13 protein-coding genes are annotated in these 17719 nt (G+C 69.4%); 11 read left to right on the top strand and 2 right to left on the bottom strand.

Features of this window, described 5'->3' with window-relative positions:
- Window positions 1–4: 4 nt before the first annotated feature.
- From GNX95_RS35860 to GNX95_RS35905, 11 genes are all read left to right on the top strand, one after another.
- Window positions 5–1165 (top strand): DUF475 domain-containing protein, encoded by a 1161-nt coding sequence (locus GNX95_RS35860; RefSeq protein ID WP_163512252.1) that lies wholly within the window; start codon window positions 5–7, stop codon window positions 1163–1165.
- A 38-nt stretch (window positions 1166–1203) separates the two neighbouring features.
- Window positions 1204–2184: a tellurium resistance protein gene (locus GNX95_RS44095; RefSeq protein WP_187369755.1), complete on the top strand. Its 981-nt coding sequence runs from the start codon at window positions 1204–1206 to the stop codon at window positions 2182–2184.
- A complete protein-coding gene (locus GNX95_RS35870) occupies window positions 2181–2843 on the top strand; it encodes a nucleotide exchange factor GrpE (RefSeq protein ID WP_163512253.1) in 663 nt (220 codons plus the stop codon). Before GNX95_RS44095 ends, GNX95_RS35870 begins: the two co-directional genes overlap by 4 nt.
- A 24-nt stretch (window positions 2844–2867) precedes the next feature.
- The gene (locus GNX95_RS35875) at window positions 2868–4493 is read left to right on the top strand and encodes an Hsp70 family protein (protein ID WP_163512254.1); all 1626 of its coding nucleotides are present in this window, start codon (window positions 2868–2870) and stop codon (window positions 4491–4493) included.
- Between the two features lie 250 nt (window positions 4494–4743).
- Window positions 4744–7152, top strand: coding sequence for a zinc ribbon domain-containing protein (locus GNX95_RS35880; protein WP_163512255.1), 2409 nt, complete (start codon window positions 4744–4746; stop codon window positions 7150–7152).
- Window positions 7153–7355: 203 nt separating this feature from the next.
- Complete coding sequence (locus tag GNX95_RS35885; protein WP_222854341.1) at window positions 7356–8510, top strand: HpcH/HpaI aldolase/citrate lyase family protein; 1155 nt, start codon at window positions 7356–7358, stop codon at window positions 8508–8510.
- 3 nt (window positions 8511–8513) lie between these two features.
- Window positions 8514–9716 (top strand): phosphoribosyltransferase family protein, encoded by a 1203-nt coding sequence (locus GNX95_RS42795; protein ID WP_222854206.1) that lies wholly within the window; start codon window positions 8514–8516, stop codon window positions 9714–9716.
- Window position 9717: 1 nt separating this feature from the next.
- Window positions 9718–10860 carry a cysteine protease StiP family protein gene (locus tag GNX95_RS42800; protein ID WP_222854207.1) on the top strand — a complete coding sequence of 381 codons (1143 nt, stop codon included), beginning with the start codon at window positions 9718–9720 and terminating at the stop codon, window positions 10858–10860.
- Entirely contained in the window at window positions 10857–11672 is an 816-nt protein-coding gene (locus GNX95_RS35895) for an HAD family hydrolase (protein ID WP_163512257.1), read from the top strand. Before GNX95_RS42800 ends, GNX95_RS35895 begins: the two co-directional genes overlap by 4 nt.
- 10 nt (window positions 11673–11682) lie before the next feature.
- Window positions 11683–12909 (top strand): type VII secretion-associated serine protease mycosin, encoded by a 1227-nt coding sequence (gene mycP, locus GNX95_RS35900; RefSeq protein ID WP_163512258.1) that lies wholly within the window; start codon window positions 11683–11685, stop codon window positions 12907–12909.
- A gap of 9 nt (window positions 12910–12918) precedes the next feature.
- The gene (locus GNX95_RS35905) at window positions 12919–13755 is read left to right on the top strand and encodes an alpha/beta fold hydrolase (protein ID WP_163512259.1); all 837 of its coding nucleotides are present in this window, start codon (window positions 12919–12921) and stop codon (window positions 13753–13755) included.
- Between the two features lie 31 nt (window positions 13756–13786).
- Here GNX95_RS35905 and GNX95_RS35910 read toward each other — a convergent pair whose 3' ends face one another.
- Window positions 13787–14938: an SWIM zinc finger family protein gene (locus GNX95_RS35910; RefSeq protein ID WP_163512260.1), complete on the bottom strand. Its 1152-nt coding sequence runs from the start codon at window positions 14936–14938 to the stop codon at window positions 13787–13789.
- Window positions 14935–17679 (bottom strand): DEAD/DEAH box helicase, encoded by a 2745-nt coding sequence (locus GNX95_RS35915; protein ID WP_163512261.1) that lies wholly within the window; start codon window positions 17677–17679, stop codon window positions 14935–14937. The genes GNX95_RS35910 and GNX95_RS35915 overlap by 4 nt, the downstream gene beginning before the upstream one ends.
- Window positions 17680–17719: the final 40 nt, after the last annotated feature.

Genomic DNA, 17719 nt, shown 5'->3' on the forward strand with positions numbered 1-17719 from the left:
CCCCTTGATCCTCAAGACCTTCCGCTGGGCTTTCGTGGTGACCGCGATCGGCCTCGCCGGCGGCTTCCTGCTCGGCTTCCGCGAAGGTGGTGGCATCGCCGGCGCCTTCGAGTCGCTGGTCCTGGTCGCCATCCTGACGATCCTGGAAATCTCGCTGTCGTTCGACAACGCCGTCGTCAACGCCACGATCCTGGAGCGGATGAGCGCCTTCTGGCAGCGCATGTTCCTGACCGTCGGCATCCTGATCGCGGTCTTTGGCATGCGGCTGATCTTCCCGCTGATCATCGTGTCGATCACCGCGCCGCTCAACCCGGTCACGGTGATCGAGCTGGCGGTCGCCGGCGGCACCGGGCCGGGCAGCTACGCGCAGCACCTGCACGAGGCGCACCCCGCGATCGCGGCCTTCGGCGGCATGTTCCTGTTCATGATCTTCCTCGGCTTCGTGCTGGAGGAGCAGGAGCACAGCTGGCTGGCCTGGCTGGAGAAGCCGCTGGCCCGGATCGGCAAGCTCGACCAGCTCAACGTCGTCATCGCGCTCATCGTCCTGCTGATCGCCAGCGCCACCCTGAGCACCACCGCGGCGCACCAGACCGCGGCCGTCGTACTGATCGCCGGCGTGCTCGGCGTCGTGACGTACCTGCTGGTGAACGGCCTCGGCGAGCTGTTCGAGACCTCGGCCGACGAGGCGCACGAGGAGGAGCACGGCGAGGCGGTCGCCAAGTCCGGCAACGGCAACCTGGTCAAGGCCGTCGGCAAGGCCGCGTTCTTCCTGTTCCTCTATCTGGAGGTCCTGGACGCGTCCTTCTCCTTCGACGGCGTCATCGGCGCGTTCGCCATCACCTCGGACATCTTCATCATCGCGATCGGTCTCGGTGTCGGCGCCATGTACATCCGGTCGCTGACCGTCTACCTGGTCCGCAAGGGGACCCTGAACGAGTACGTCTACCTGGAGCACGGCGCCATGTGGGCCATCGGCGCGCTGGCGGTGATCCTGCTGATCACCATCCGGTACGAGGTGCCCGAGGTGGTCACTGGCCTGATCGGTGTCGCCTTCATCGCGGCGGCGTTCATCTCCTCGTTGGTCCGCAACCGGCGGCTCGGTGGCGACGATTCCAGCGACGATGCCGGCGAACCCAGCGGCGACCAGGAAGCCGTGAAGGTCTGACGTACGACTTGGCACAGCCTGAGGAGGACTGACCAGCAATGCCTATCGACTACACCCGGCCCCCGAAGAAGCCGCAGGGTGGCGGCCAGCCACCGGCGGCGCCTCCGGCCGCGCCTCCAGCGGCACCGCCAGCCGCGCCACCGGCGGCACCACCGGCCGGTGGTGGCTATCCGCCACCGGCTCCTCCGGCCGCGCCACCGCAGGGCTACCCACCGCAGGCTCCGCCGGCGGCACCGCCACAGGGTTACCCGCCGGCGCCGCCGCCGCAGGGTGGCTATCCGCCGCCGCAGGGCTATCCGCCACCGCAGCAGGGCTATCCGCCGCCGCAGGGTCAGCCGTACCCGCCGCAGGGCCAGCAATACCCGCCGCAGGGTCAGCCACCGGCACCGCAGGGTGGCGGCGTGAACCTGAGCAAGGTGACGCTGACCAAGCAGGCGCCGGCGGTCTCGCTGACCAAGCAGGGTGGCGCGTCCGGCGTCATCCGGGTCAACCTCAACTGGTCGCAGCGCCAGGGTGGCGGCTTCTTCAAGCGGCTGGCCGGCGGCGGTGACGTCGACCTCGACCTGGGCTGCCTGTTCGAGTTCAGCGACGGAGACAAGGGCGTCGTACAGGCGCTCGGCAACGCCTTCGAGGCGATCCCGCTGTCCGGCGGCAAGCCGCTGATCTGGCTGTCCGGCGACGACCGGTCCGGCGCCAGCCAGGGTGGCGAGGACATGTTCATCGACCTGTCCCGGTCGAACATGATCCGCCGGATCCTGGTCTTCGCCTACATCTACGAGGGCACGCCCAACTGGGCCGCCGCCAACGGTGTGGTGACGATCTTCCCGCAGAGCGGCCCGCAGATCGAGGTGCACCTCGACGAGCACGACCCGCGCGCTCCGATGTGCGCGATCGCGCTGCTCACCAACCAGAACGGCGAGATCGTGATCAACCGCGAGGTCCGCTACGTACGCGGCGCGCAGCGGATCCTGGACCAGACCTACGGCTGGGGCCTGAACTGGACCCCGGGTCGTAAGTGACCACGCCTGAGGAGGAGCAGCCGTCCGGCGGGGAACCGCCGGACGGCGAGTCGCCGCCGGACGGCGAGCTCGGCACGCCGGATCCGGTCGAAGTGGTGAAGACGGCGGTCGAGGATCTGAAGACCGACGTGAAGACCGAGCTGGTCATGCTCGGCACCGACCTGACGGCGCTGCGCAACGACCTCAACGGCCTGCCGGACGTGCTGGAGGAGCTGCGCCGGCTGCGGTCCCGCGACGCCGACCTGGTCGACCGGCTGCACAGCGAGAACACCAAGCTGCGCGAGGGTGAGCTGGCCAAGGCGCTCGCGCCGCTGCTGTCCGGCCTGCTCCGGCTGCACGACCAGATGGTGCAGCTGGCCGGCGACGACAAGGCCAGCGACGCGGCGATGCTGCGCAAGCAGCTGCTGCAGATCCTGGACACCGCCGCCGGCGTACGTTCGTACGAGCCTCAGCCCGGTGATCCGTTCGACTCCGAGCGCCACCTCGGCGTCGGCCGGGTGAAGACCGGCGACAAGGCGGCCGACGGCACGATCGTCCGCACCGTCCGGCTCGGCTTCGGCCGCGACGACGGCTCGACCGTACGGGTCGCCGAGGTCGAGGTCGCGCAGTACGTCCCAACCGCGCTGACGCCGGGAACCGAGTCGGCCAGCGATTCGTAACACGTTCATGATGGAGGCAGTCCGGTGACCAACCCCGGCACCAACAAGGTCTACGGGATCGACCTGGGAACGACATATTCGTGCATCGCACAGGTCGACGAGTACGGCCGGCCGGCGGTCATCCCCAACGCCGACAGCCAGCCGGCGACGCCGTCCGTGGTGATGTTCGACTCGCCGACCGACATCGTGGTCGGCATCCAGGCCAAGCGCAACGCGCGCGTACGTCCCGACGATGTCGTCAGCCTGGTCAAGCGGCACATGGGTGACGACGACTGGCGCGTACGCGTGCACGGCCAGGACTACTCGGCGCCGGCGATCTCGTCGCTGATCCTGCGCGCGCTGACCACCGACGCCGAGCGCGCGACCGGCCAGACGGTGACCGACGTGGTCATCACGGTGCCGGCGTACTTCGGCGACGCCGAGCGCAAGGCGACCAAGCTGGCCGGCGAGCTGGCCGGGCTGAACGTCGTCGACATCATCAACGAGCCGACCGCCGCGGCGTTCGCGTACGGCTTCGCGCAGGCCGGCGACACCGCCGAGGAGACCGTGCTGGTCTACGACCTCGGCGGCGGCACCTTCGACGTCACGGTCATCAAGCTGGCCGCCAAGAAGATCCAGGTGGTGGCCACCGACGGCGACCACGAGCTGGGCGGCGCCGACTGGGACGACCAGCTCACGACCTACCTGTCCGCGCAGTTCGTCGCCGAGCAGCCGGACGCCGGCGATCCGCTGGACGACACCTACGGCGCGCAGGACCTGCTGACCATGGCCGAGGAGACCAAGCAGTCGCTGACCGGCCGCGAGCAGGTCGACGCGTTCGTCATCCACAACGGCGGCCGCGCGTCGATCACAGTGACCCGGCAGGCGTACGAGGAGCTCACCGCGAGCCTGCTGGAGCGGACGATCGAGCTGACCAAGCGGGTGCTCGCGACCGCCGCCGAGCGTGGCGCGCCGACCATCGACAAGGTGCTGCTGGTCGGCGGCATGTCGAAGTCGCCGGCGGTGGCGCGGCGGCTGCAGGAGGAGTTTGGCTTCACGCCACAGCTGGCCGACCCCGACCTCGCGGTCGCCAAGGGTGCCGCGATCTACGGCCAGAAGAAGGAGCTGGAGGCCTTCGTCGAGTCGGCCGGCGGCACCGACAAGGCCGCCGCCGTACGAGACGCGGCGGCCAAGTACGGCCTGTCCGCGACTGCCGCCGCGGTTTTGGTCGACACCGAGGTCTCGAACGTGACCAGCCGCGGTTTCGGGTTGGCGCTGGCCGACGGCAGCGGTCAGCTCTACGTCGAGTTCCTGGCGCACGCCAACGACACGTTGCCGGTCGAGAGCGAGCAGCGGTTCTTCACCGTCGCCGACAACCAGACCGAGGTGCTGGTCGAGGTGTACGAGCAGGCCACGGCCGACGAGAGCGAGCGGATCGGCGACAACAAGAAGATCGTCGAGGGCCGGCTGCTCGGCATCCCCGCCGGCCAGCCGAAGGGCACGCCGGTGGACGTACGGTTCGCGATGGGCCGAGACCAGACCATCGAGGTCACCGCGCGGCACTCCGCCGTACACGAGCCGCTGGTGCTGCGGGTCGAGGCCGGCATGGCCAGCGACGAGGTCCGCAACGCCGAGCGCGCGAAGGTCGACCTGCTCAAACCCAAGGCCTAGCGGTGCCGCTGGACATCAGCCGACGCAATCGGATTCCGATTGCGTCGTCCGTACCGGTTCTACCTGCGCTTTTGCCGCGCCACGCAGCAATCGGACCTCGCTGTCGGCGTCCGTTTGGAACCTTGTCGACCGCCTACCCGCGAGCAGCGGTCAACAAGGTGACAAACGGACACCCGGTCGCCGGCCAGAATGCCACCCCGAGGCGAGAAACCGCAGGTCAGGCCGCCTCTGGCGAAATGGAGGTGGCGCGGTGACCCTCGACACCAACGCTTACCGGAAGAACGTACTGGCCCGGCTGCTCAACGAGCCGGGCCTCGCCGACCCGCAGACCGGTGACCCGTTCCTGGTCTGCGCGGTCGACCCGGACGCCGACGACGCGACCGCGGCCAAGCAGTTGGACGAGGTCCTCGCGTTCTGGAACAAGGAACGCAACCATCCGCGCTACCGCGGCCTGGCCGCGCAGCTGGTCGGTCGCCGGGCCGAGTACGAGTCGATCCTGCTCAACAGCGGCGCGCGTAAAGCCGCCGCGCAGCGGGTCACCCAGGCGAGAGAGTCGGCGCAGGCCGAAGGCCTGGCCGTGCTGGACGACCTGGCGCACCGGCTCGGCGACATTCCGCGCTCCAAGCTCGACGCGCTGAAGCGGATCGCCGCCCACCACGGCGTCGACGCCACCACCTTCGCCGGCTGGAGCGCACGTCGGCGCATCGTCGAAGACACCGAGGCGGTGCCGTGGGACGACGCCGTACGCCGGCAGATCCGCCGCAGCCTGGACGAGCTGGCCACGCTGGAGCACCATCGTCCCGGTTTCCCGACCCTCTACTCGCTGCTCAACCTGGAGAACGACGCGCCGGTCGAGCGGATCCGGCAGGCGGCGGATGAGCTCAACCAGATCAACGCCGGCGCACGGCGCGACCGTCGCAAGACGCTGCTCGGCGACCTGCTGGCGACCATCAAGACGCGGCTGCTGGCCGCCGACGGTCCGGCGCGCTATAAGGCGAGCCTGAAGGCCGACGCGCGTGACCTGATCCGTCCGGAGATCGAGATGCTGGCCGTGGTGACCGGCGAGATCTCCGCCGAAGACCACCAGACGCTGGTCACCGCGCTGGTCGGCAACGACTGGGGCTTCTCGGCCGCCGACGCGCGCGAGATCATCCGGCAGGTCGCGGCACAGGCCGGCGCCGCCGTCTCGGTCGCCGTACACACACGCGACATCATCGTCTGCGGCCTGTGCGAGCGTCCGCAGACCGAGACCGCGCCGACCTGCCGTTACTGCGGCACCGCGCTGCACCTCACCTGCCCCTCGTGTGGCCAGCAGCAGCCGTCCGCGGCGATGCTCTGCGGCAACTGCGGCACCTCGCTCGCGGCCTATCGGCGCACGTACGACGCCATCCGCATGGCGCAGGAGCTGCCGCCGACCGAGGCCGAGACCGAGCTGACCAAGCTGCTGACCACCGCACCTGACGCGCGGATCGTACGAGACGCGCTCAACCGGCTGCCGCTCGCGCCACCGACCGCGGTCACCGCGCTCGCCGAGGCCGACGCCGTACGGGTGCGGTGGCAGCCGTCCGCGTCGACCGGCGAGGTCGCCTACCGGTTGGCCAGGCAGATCACCGCCGCCGGTCAGGAGGCGACCCGCGGCCTCGGCCGTACGACGGCGACCGACTTCGAGGACGCCGGCGCGCCCGGCGGCCTGCCGTTGCGCTATCAGGTCACCGCGGTGGCCGGCGACCGCTCGAGCGTGCCGGTGCACTCCGACGAGGTGCTGGTCGCGCGCGAGATCGAAGGCCTGGCGGCGCGCACCGTACGCGTCGACGGGGCGCCGGCCGTGCGGATCAGCTACCGCGACCCCGGCGGCGCCGGCCTGGTCGCGGTCGAACGGCTCGGCGACACGGTCACGCCGATAAAGGCTGCCAGCGGCGTCGCCACCGACACGTCCGTACGGCCAGGCGACACGGTCACCTACCGCGCGCGCGTCACGTATCGCGGCGCCGGCGAGCCGATCGCCACCGAGGGCCGCACGGTCGAGCTGACCGTCGACGCGCTGCCGGTGCCGGTGCCGGAGATCTGGTTCAGTCCGCAGGCCGACGGCAGCGTACGGCTCAGCTTCGACCATCCACCGGCCGGCCAGGTGAGCATCTACGCGACGACTGGGCCGACCGCGACGCCGGTCGCCGCGTGGGGGACGGATGTCGACCTGCAGTCGCTCCGGCGGCAGGCGCGGCTGGTCGGCACCGGCACGCGCCGGATCATCGACCGTGCCGCGTCCGGCCGGGTGATCTACACGCCGGTCACGATCGTCGGCGACCTGGCCGTAGCAGGCAACTCACGTACCGTCATCGCCGCGCCACCGGTGACCGGACTTTCCGGACGAGATCAGGGAAACCAGATCGTCGTCATGTTCACCATGCCGATGGGTGTGACCGAGGCGGCCGTACGGTGGCGCCGCGACCAGTTTCCGGAAAGTGCCGACGATCCGGCCGCGACCGGTGAGAACATCACCAACACCAAGCTGGAAATAGCCGGTGGCCTGACAATTCCGGCACCTGACGACGGACGTCCAGTGTTCATTGCGGTTTATCCCACAGTTCGTCTCAGCACGTCGGGCCGGCCCGTCCCAGCTAGTGTGTCGACGACTTTGGTCATGCGCGGGGGACGTTAGGGCAACACGAGTGGACGGCTGGCGGTTATTGCCGTCATACTCTCTGCTGGCCTGAACCTTAGTTGATGTTGTTACGAAACTGTTTCGTGCTGCTGTGAACAGGCTTGCTGGACAACGGGTTCTACCCTTGGACGGCCGCACAACCAGGCCACCAACGACAAACTGCCTAATCCGATGGGGGTGCCGCCGTGCGTCACTTCGCCATGCTGACCGACTTCGAACGGTCGGCGCTTTTCCACCGTCAACCGACGCCGTTCCACCGTGACAGCGACCGCGAGGTGCTCTCGGTCGCGCTCGGCGCCACCTTGTACGCTCCGGCCACTCGACCGCGACTCACCGAGGACATCCGCCGGCAGGCCATTCGTGGCGTCGCGAGCATGGTGGTCTGCCTGGAGGACGCGATCTCCTCCGACGACGTGCCGGCCGCGGAATACAACGCGATCGAACAACTCAAGGCATATCGGAATTCCACCGAAGAAGGCCCGCTGCTGTTCGTACGCGTTCGCGCTCCCGAACAAATCATCGATCTCACCCGCCGGCTCGGCGACGCCGTCGACGTCCTGACCGGTTTCGTACTGCCGAAATTCACCGGCGATCTCGGCAAGGAGTTTCTGGACGCCCTGGCCAAAGCGTCGGCCAATTCCGGCCATCGCCTGCTCGGCATGCCGGTGCTGGAGTCGCCGGACATCATCCATCGGGAAACCCGGGTGGAAAGTCTGGCGCGGATCGCGGAAATGCTTGAACAACACCGGGAAAACGTGCTGGCCGTACGGATCGGCGCCACCGATCTGTGTTCCGCGTACGGCCTGCGCCGGCCGCGCGGCATGCCGATATACGACATCCGGCTGGTCGCCGACGCGATCGCCGACGTGGTCAACGTCCTCGGCCGCGCGGACGGCAGCGGATTCGTGGTGACCGGCCCGGTTTGGGAATATTTCGACCCCAACAACGCGGTTTTCGACCAGCGCCTGCCGGAGGAGCCGTTCGACGAGTCCAAGCGCGGCCGCCGGGTCTACAAGCAGATCATCGACCGCGACCTGGAAGGTCTGCTGCACGAGATCGAGCTGGACAAAGCCAACGGATTGGTCGGAAAAACCATTATCCACCCCAGTCACGTCGCGGCCGTACACGCTCTGAGCGTGGTCACTCACGAAGAGTATGTGGACGCCAACGACATTCTGGCCGCGACCGGCGGGGGCGTACGCGCCAGCGAGTACGCGAACAAGATGAACGAGGCCAACCCGCACCGTGCGTGGGCCGAGCGGATCCGCATCCGCGCACGGGTGTTCGGCGTCACGAACCCGGAGGTTTCCTGGGTGAACGTACTCGGCGCACTGCTGTCTCCGGTACCGTCCTGATTGATGGCAGATGCGGTTTTCCCCGAGTCGGACTGGTCGGGCACCTGGGTGTCGGACCGGCTTGGCGTACGGTTGCGCACCACCGCCGGCCGTGCTCTGCACGACCTGCTCGGCCTCGCGGTGCGGCGCAACCCGAAGCGCGCACATCTGCTGGTCTCGACCATCCTCGGCAAACACGTCCCGACCGATCCACGCGCGGTGCACGGCGCCGGCGTCGAGCTCGGTGAGTTGGTCGCCCGCGAGCTGACCGGCCCGGCGGTCGTCATCGGCAACGCCGAAACGGCGACCGCGTTGGGACATTGTGTCGCCGAAGCGCTCGGTGCGCCGTATCTGCATTCCACTCGGCGGCCGATCGACGGTGTCGAACCATACGGCGGTTTCGCCGAGGCGCATTCGCATGCGACCGACCATCTCCTGCTGCCGACCGAGCCATCGGTTTTGGCCGCGCTGAACGATCCCGCGACCACCGTCGTCCTGGTCGACGACGAGCTGTCGACCGGCGCGACCGCGCTGGGGACGATCGCCGAGCTCGACCGGCTGGCGCCGCACCGGTCGTATTTGTTGGCGAGCCTGGTGGACGTGCGGTCCGAGGCCGACAAAGCGCGGGCCGGCGAGGTCCGCTCCGTGTCGTTGTCCAGCGGCGTCGTCGAGCTGCCTGACGGCGTATTGGAGGCCGGTCAGCGGCTGGTCGCGGAAATGACAACACCCTCGCCGGTTTTGGCTTCGTCAAAGGCTTTCGAGCGCGTCCAGGTCGAGTGGGACGCGCCGGTCGGTGGACGGCAGGGGATCACCGCCGCCGGCACGTCGCAGCTCGGAGCGTGCGCCGATCTGGTCGGCAAGACCATCGCCGGTCAGCTTTCCGGTGCGGAATCGGTGCTGGTGCTGGGATTCGAAGAGCTGATGTATGCGCCGTTGCTGATCGCTTCGGCGATGACCGAGGCGCTGCCGGGCGTACGCTATTCCACCACCACACGGTCTCCGGTGCTGGCCGTCGACGATCCCGGTTATGCCATCCGTACGAGCCTGAGCTTTCCGTCGCATGACGACCCCGCCGACGGACCTGGTGCGCGTTTTGCTTACAACGTCAGGCCTTGCGACGCCATCGTGCTCGTCGTCGACGCGCCGGCCGACACACCTGCGCTGCACCATGGCCTGCTGGCTCAGCTGACCGCGCTCGCCGACCGCGTGCTGCTGGTGGTGATCTGAGTTGAGCACGCTTCCGTCGCCGCTGGCCGGTCCGGCGTTTTCGTCGTACGCCTCGGAAGAGGTCAGCTGGCTGCTCACCGATCTGTCCAATGTGGAGCTTGAAGCGCCGACAGAGGAACGCGAGGAGGCGATCCAGTCCGGCGGCGCACATTATGCCGAGTCGCTTCCGGTGGAATACCAGCCGAGCGAGGAATACCAGCACCTTTTCCGGCAGGCGCTGAAAACTTCGGCAGGCCGGGTCGCGTACGCGGTCGGGCTGGTCACCGAACTGGTGCTGGCCGAGCGCGGACCGCGGCCGGTGTTGGTGTCGCTGGCGCGCGCTGGCGTACCAATCGGCATCCTGATGCGCCGCTGGGCCGCGTACGCACACGGACTTTCGTTGCCACATCACGCGATCAGCATCGTACGCGGTCGCGGCATCGACACCGTCGCGCTGCGCTGGCTGGCCGCCAACCACGATCCGGCGACCGTCATGTTCGTCGACGGCTGGACCGGCAAAGGCGCGATCACCGCCGAGCTCGCCGACGCGGTCGCCGGCACGGCCTTCTCCGGCCGGCTCGCCGTGCTGGCCGATCCCGGCAGCTGCGTCGATCTTTTCGGCACGCGCGAGGATTATCTGATCCCATCGGCGTGCCTCAACTCGACGGTGTCCGGCCTGGTGTCGCGTACGGTCCTCAACCGCGAGCTGATCGGACCGGACGATTTCCACGGCGGCAAGTTCTATGCCGATCTCGCACCCGCGGATGTCTCGGCCGAGTTCCTCGACACGATCTCCGCCGAGTTTCCCGCCGTCGCCGAGAAAGTCGCGCGCGACGCTCTGTCCACAGTGGACCGTACGCCGACCTGGTCCGGCTGGAAGGCGGTCGAGGCCATCTGCGCGGAATACGGGATCGGCGAGACCACGCTGGTGAAGCCCGGGGTGGGCGAGACCACTCGTGTGCTGCTTCGGCGCGTACCATGGAAAATCCTGGCTCGGCGCGGCGCGGGCGACGACCTCGCGCACGTGCGACTGCTGGCCGAGCAGCGCGGTGTCGAGGTCGTCGAGGTCGACGACCTGGCATACACCTGCGTCGGCCTGATCCATCCGAAGTTCACCCGCGGCGCGACCGGCAGCGCCGGCACGTCGGTTGGTGCGCACTCATGACCGTGCTGGTGGCCAGCGACCTGGACCGTACGCTCATCTATTCGCGCGCCGCGGCCGAAACCGACGCCAGCGACCTGATGTGTGTCGAGCTCTACGACGGCGAGCCGCTGTCCTATCTGACACCGCGCGCGGCCGACGGCCTGCGGCGGCTCGCCGAGCGCACCGAGCTGGTGCCGGTGACGACGCGTACGCGCGAGCAATACCAGCGGATCACTTTGCCCGTGCCACCAAGGAAATACGCCATCTGCGCCAACGGTGGTCACCTGTTGGTGGACGGCGTGCCGGACGTGCGCTGGCACCTCGCCGTCCGCCGCCGGCTCGCCTCGGTGTCCGCCGAGCTGGCCGAGGTGTCGGAATGGCTGGCGAAGACCGCCGATCCACAGTGGACACTCAAGCACCGCGAGGCCGAGGACCTGTTCTGCTATCTGGTGGTCGACCGGGCCGCGATGCCACTGTCCTATGTGGACGAGATGATCGGCTGGTGCGAGCCGCGCGGTTGGGAGGTCTCGGTGCAGGGCCGCAAGGTCTACGCGGTGCCGCGCGAGCTGACCAAGAGCGGCGCGGTCGCCGAGGTCGCCGGCCGGATCGACGCCGACACCGTACTCGCCGCCGGCGACTCGCTCCTGGATGCCGAGCTGCTCGCCGCCGCTGATGCGGCCGTACGACCAGGCCATGGCGAGCTGGCCGACTCCAACTGGACCGCTCCGCGGGTCACCGCGCTCAGCGCGCGCGGCGCGGCCGGCGGCGAAGCCATCATCGACTGGCTGCTCGCCGCCGCCGAGCACCGCGTCGGCGGTGGCACGCTCGGCTAACCTGAAGACCGTGAGACGGATCGCGGGGGTTGTGATCGCCGGGCTGCTCGTCCTCGTGCCGACCGGCGCCTGGGCCGCGCCGTCGCCGACGCCGAGCGCGGACAGCTCCGGCTCCTCGTCGAGCAACAACGCCAAGTGCGTGCAGCGCGGCGACCCGTATCCGCAGGTGCCGTGGGCTCAGACGCGGCTCGACCCGGAGGCGGCCTGGCCGCAGTCACGCGGTCATGGTGTCAGGGTCGCGGTCGTCGACTCCGGCGTCTCGGCCGTTCATCCGCAGCTGCGCGGCCGCGTCGAAGGCGGCGCCAGCGTCATCCCCGGCGGCGGCTCGCCGACCGAGGACTGCGTCGGGCACGGCACGATCGTCGCCGGCATCATCGCCGGCCAGGGCGAGAACGGCACCGGTTTCCACGGCGTCGCGCCGGAGGCCGTCATCGTGCCGATCAAGACGCTGGAAAACCTGCAGGTCCAGGAGGGGCTGGAGCCGCGCATCGCGGCCGGCATCCGGGCCGCGATCAGCCAGCACGTGCAGGTGATCAACCTGTCGCTGACGACCACCAACGACGATCCGCAGGTGCGAGCGGCCGTCCAGGACGCGATTGACAGCGACATCGTCGTCGTGGCCGCCGCCGGCAACCAGAACCAGCAGGGAAACCAGAAGCAGTATCCGGCCGCCTATCCCGGCGTGCTCGCCGTCGCCGCCATCAAGCGCGACGGCACGCGCGCCGACTTTTCCGAGACCGGCGACTACGTGGCGGTGTCGGCACCTGGCGCGGAGATCGTCGGACCGTCCGGTGCCGGCAGCGGATACGTCGGCGACCAGCAGGGCGGCACGAGCTACGCGGCGCCGTACGTGTCCGGCGTCGCCGCGCTGGTGCGTGCGTACTATCCGCGGATGCGCGCCAAGGAGGTCGTGCAGCGCATCCTGGAGACCGCAGACCGGCCCGGCACCGGTCCCAACGAGCAGGTCGGATACGGCGTGGTCAACCCGTATCGTGCGGTCAACGCGATCCTCACCACCGGCGGCCAGGCACCGCCGCGAGCCGGCGCGCTGCCGGCGCCGTCGGAGTCGGACAAGGACGCGCTGACCCGAACCGTCGCGCTCATCGTGGCCGGCGTGCTGCTCTTCGCCGGCATCCTGGTGCTGGTCGGCGCGTACGTCGTCCCGCGCGGCCGCGCGCGCGGCTGGCGGCCTGGCCGGCTGATCGTTTCGACCGGTAAACCGGGTCCGAAGCCGTAGACTGCGGCCATGCCGTTGCGCGCGACCGTCACGGTCAACAACCTGGAGTTCCAGTATTTCGAGGACGGGCCGCCCGACGGTCCCGCAGTGGTCCTGCTGCACGGTTTTCCGCAGAACCACCGCGAATGGGACGCCGTCGTCGACCGGCTCAACGACGCCGGCATCCGGTCGATCGCGCTCGACCAGCGCGGTTACTCACCCGGCGCCCGGCCTGCCGGCGTCGCCAACTATGCCGTGCCGCTGCTGGTCGGCGACGTGATCGGCCTGCTCGACGCGCTGAACCTGCCGACCGCGCACGTGGCCGGCCACGACTGGGGTGCGATCGTCACCTGGCAACTGGTGGCGCATTTCCCGGACCGGTTTCTGGGCGCCGTGCCGGTGAGCGTGCCGCATCCGGTGGCGTTTGGCGAGGCGCTTCGCGCCGACCCCGACCAGCAGCAGATGTCGCGCTATTTCGAGCTGTTCCGCACCGAGGGCAAGGCCGAGGAGGTGCTGCTCGGCAACAACGCGGCCGCTCTGCGGACCATCTTCACCGGCCTGGAGCCGGACGCCGTCCAGGCGTACGTGGAGCTGCTCAGCCAGCCGGGGGCGCTGACCGCCGCGCTGAACTGGTATCGCGCGGTCGACTTCAACGCGATCCCGGAGATGCCGGAGATCCGTAACCCGATCACCTTCGTGTGGGGCTCGGACGACGCGGCGCTCGGCCGGGTCGGCGCCGAGGCGACCGGGTCGAAGGTCGCTGGACCGTACGAGTTCATCGAGCTGCCGGGCGTCGACCACTGGGTCCCGGAGCGGGCTCCGGACGTCGTCGCCAACGCCATCATCAAGCAGGTGCACGCCGCCTAGGTGTACCCGGCCAGGACGTTTACACCTAGGCCTAACCATCGATCAGGTCGGCCGGGTCGTCGGCGGCCGGGCCGTCCAGGTCCCAGCCGGCGCCGGACCGCAGCAGCCGATACCACCGGCCGTCGTGGCCGAGCCGCAGCTGTACGTCCCCGCAGGTCACCTTGTTGCGCTGGACGCGCGCCTCACCGCCCCACTCGGTCATCGCCTCGCGCGCGGGAGCGAGCGCGGACGGGTCCGGCAGCCAGTCGTCGCGTACCACCGCGACGCCGCCGGCGCCGGCCTCGCGCCAGGCGATGGCCCACCGGACCAGCGTCTTGGTCGGCACACCGAGCCGCTTGGCCAGCGCCGGCACGTCCGCGCTGCCGAGCATGCCGGCGGCACGCCTGGCGATGTCGACCTCGGTCTCCAGCGCGAGACCGCCGTCGCCAACGCCGACCGCCACTTCCCACGCACGCGAGGCGGCATCCGCGGCAAGCGCCGTCAACATCGGCACGGTCACGCCACTCTCGGCCGGCGGGTCGACCGGCAGCGGCGCCGGCCGGCCCGGAGTGGCAGGCGGCAACTGCGGCCTCGGCAACGGCGACAGGTCACCGCGGCCGTACGCCTCGGCCGGATCGATGCCGACCGGCTGGCGGCGCGGCAGCGACGCGCTCGACCGGTTGCCTCGACGCGCCCGCAACGCCGCCAGCACCTCGTCCTTGGACCGGCCGCGCAGCAGCAGGAACGCGAACGGGTCGGCGTCGATCGCGTCGGCGACCAGATAACAAACGGCCGCCGCGTGCTTGCACGGATCGGCCCAGTCGGGACACGAACAACGCGGCTGGATCTCGCCGGCACCCGGCAGCAGGTCGCAGCCGGCCTGCTGCACGTCCTGCGCCACCTCGGCCGGCAGCTCGCCATCGAGCAACGCCGCCAGCCGACCCATTTTCGCCGCGATGGAACCGAAAACACGGTCCCAGGCAGGGTCGTCGAAGGTCGCCACCCGGATGACCACCTTGTATGGCTGCGGACGGCGGCCGCGTACCGTCGCGGTGATCCGGCCGCGGCCGATGGTGAGGCCGCTGACCGTCCCCTGGCGCGCGTACGTCCGGCCACGCGGCAGCCGGTTGCTGTCCAGCTTGGCCCGCTGCTCCAGGCCGACGATCCACTGCCGCCCCCACCAGGTGCCACCGAAGCGCTTCACGCCGCCACCTCCACGTCCTGTCCGAGCCGGACCAGGTCGGCCAACTCCTGGTTGGAGAGCTCGGTCAGCCAGGTCTCGCCACCACCGACGACGGCTTCGGCCAACGCGCGCTTGCTTTTCACCAGCGTGTCGATCCGGTCCTCGACGGTGCCTTCGGTGATCAGCTTGTGCACCTGCACCGGCTTGGTCTGACCGATCCGGTAGGCGCGGTCGGTCGCCTGATCCTCGACCGCCGGATTCCACCAGCGGTCGTAGTGAATCACGTGGCTCGCCCTGGTCAGGTTGAGCCCGACACCGCCGGCCTTCAACGACAGCAGGAAAACCGGCACCTCGCCGCGCTGGAACCGCTCGACCATCTCGTCGCGCTGGCGCGGACTCGTGCCGCCATGCAGGAAAAGCGTACGAATGCCGCGGCCGGCCAGGTGCTTTTCCAGCAGCCGGCCCATTTCCACGTACTGCGTGAAGACCAGCACCGACTCGTTTTCCGCCACGATCACATCGAGCAACTCCTCCAGCGCAGCCAGCTTTCCGGACCGATTGCCGATCGGGCCGTCCTCGTGCAGATATTGAGCGGGGTGGTTGCACACCTGCTTCAACGCGGTCAGCAGCTTGAAAATCAGGCCGCGGCGGTCCATGTCGCCCTGCGCCTCCTCTATCTGCGCCAGGATTTCCTCGACGATGGCGCGATAAAGCGTCGCCTGCTCGACGGTGAGCTGGACGATCTGGTCGGTCTCGGTCTTCGGTGGCAGCTCCGGCGCGATGCCGGGATCGGTTTTCTTGCGCCGCAACAGGAACGGACGTACGACCTTCGCGAGCTTCTCGGTCGCCTCCTGGTTGCCATAGCGCTCGACCGGAATGGCGACCTTTTTCCGGAAGCTCTCCTGGCTGCCGAGCAGGTGGGGAGTCGTCCAGTCCAGGATGGCCCACAGCTCGGACAACCGGTTTTCCACCGGCGTGCCAGTGAGCGCGAGCCGAGCCGCCGCCGGGATCCGCCGCAGCGACTTCGCCGTACGGGACAACGGATTCTTGGCGTGCTGCGCCTCGTCGGCCGCGACCAGGCCCCAGTCGATCGTCGCCAGCGTTTCGGCGTCGCGGCGTACGACGCCATAGCTGGCCAGCACCACCTCGTCATGCCGCAGATCGTCGAGGTGGCGCTGGCCGCCGTGATAGCGGCGTACGGGCAGATGCGGCGCGAACTTGGCCAGCTCACGTTCCCAGTTGCCGAGCAGCGTCGTCGGACAGATCACCAGCGTGGGGCCACTCTTCCGGTGCAGATGCAGCGCGATCAGCTGGATGGTCTTGCCCAGACCCATGTCGTCGGCCAGGCAGCCGCCGAGACCGAGCTCGGTCATCGCGTTGAGCCAGGCGAGGCCACGCTGCTGATACGGCCGGAGGGTGGCCCGCAGCTCCGCCGGCGTATCGATGCTTTCGGTGTCCATTGTGGACAGCCGGTCGGCCAGCCGGGCGATCTCGGGCGCGGCCTCGAACTCGATGGTCTCACCGTCGACGTCGATCTCACCGGTCAGCGCCGCGGACAGCGCCTCCAACCCGGTGAGCTGGCGGTCGCGCTGCTTGCGCAGCTTGCCGATCAGCGCGCGATCCACCTTGACCCAGCGGCCCCGCAACCGGATCAGCGACCGCTTGGCCGCCGCAAGCTCGGCGATCTCGTCCTCGGTCAGGACCTCACCGCTCAGCGTCGGCCGCCAGGAGAACCGGAGCAGCGACCGCATCGTCATCGCCGGCTCGGTCAGGCTCTTCGGCGCCTCCATGCCGCCTTTCAGCTTCACCTCCTCGACCAGGAGGTTCGCCGGCCACAGCACGTCGATGCCGGCATTGTTGAGCCGCGCGGCGCCGTCGCCGAGCAGGTCCTCGACCGACTCGTCGTCGAGCGGGATCGCCGTCGGGCTTTCCTGCTCCAGGATCGGCCCCATCGGCGGCCACGCGCGCGCACCTCTCCTCAGCGCGAGCAGCAGGTCCGACTCGGCGTCCTCGCCAAACCTGGCAACCACCGCCGCCGGCGCGTGCCACAGCTCCTCCGCGTCGAGGATGAGGCTCGGATCGGCGATGCTGCGCAGCTGGACGACCGCCATCCAGCTCTCCGCATCGTCGTCGGGCACCTCAAGGCGCAGCACGACGCGTACGCCGGCGTGCTCGGACTGGTCGAGCGCGTCCAGCCAGTCGAGCGGACCGGCGATCTTCGCCGGCTCTGCCGTGGTGAACGCCGGGGCATCGACCGCCGTCGGCGCGCCGCTGGTGCGTACGAAGGTGTCGGCGAGCGCGTCCCAGAACAGCCTGACCAGCTCGCCCGGCTGGTGGATGTGCTTGTCGCCGAGCGGCACCGCGTACGCTCTGACCGGCATCGCCGTCGTCATCCGGGCCAGCCAGTCGTGGTCGTACGGATCGAGCGGGCCGACGCGCCAGCTGCCGTAACCGTCGGCCGTACGCGCGGGCACGATCCGGCCCCTGGCCATCAAGCCCAGGCCGGCCAGCGCCGCCACCGACCACACCCTGACCGTCAGACTCGCGTCGGTCGGGTTGGTCAGCAGCAGCGGCAGCGCCTCCTGCACCGGCACCATGCGTGCCGGCACCTGCCGTCGCCTGATGCCGGACCTGCCGCGCAACACCAGCTCGATCCAGCCGTCGTTGTCGACGTCCGGACCCCAGAACGCAACCCTGCCATGCCGCGCCACCCCGTCAGCGGCCGGCACGAACACCGCCTCGGTGCCAGGAGTCAACCTCATAACCCGACCGTAGACACCCCCGCCGACAAAACCGCGCCGG

The organism is Fodinicola acaciae (assembly GCF_010993745.1).
In the GTDB taxonomy this organism is placed as follows: domain Bacteria; phylum Actinomycetota; class Actinomycetes; order Mycobacteriales; family HKI-0501; genus Fodinicola; species Fodinicola acaciae.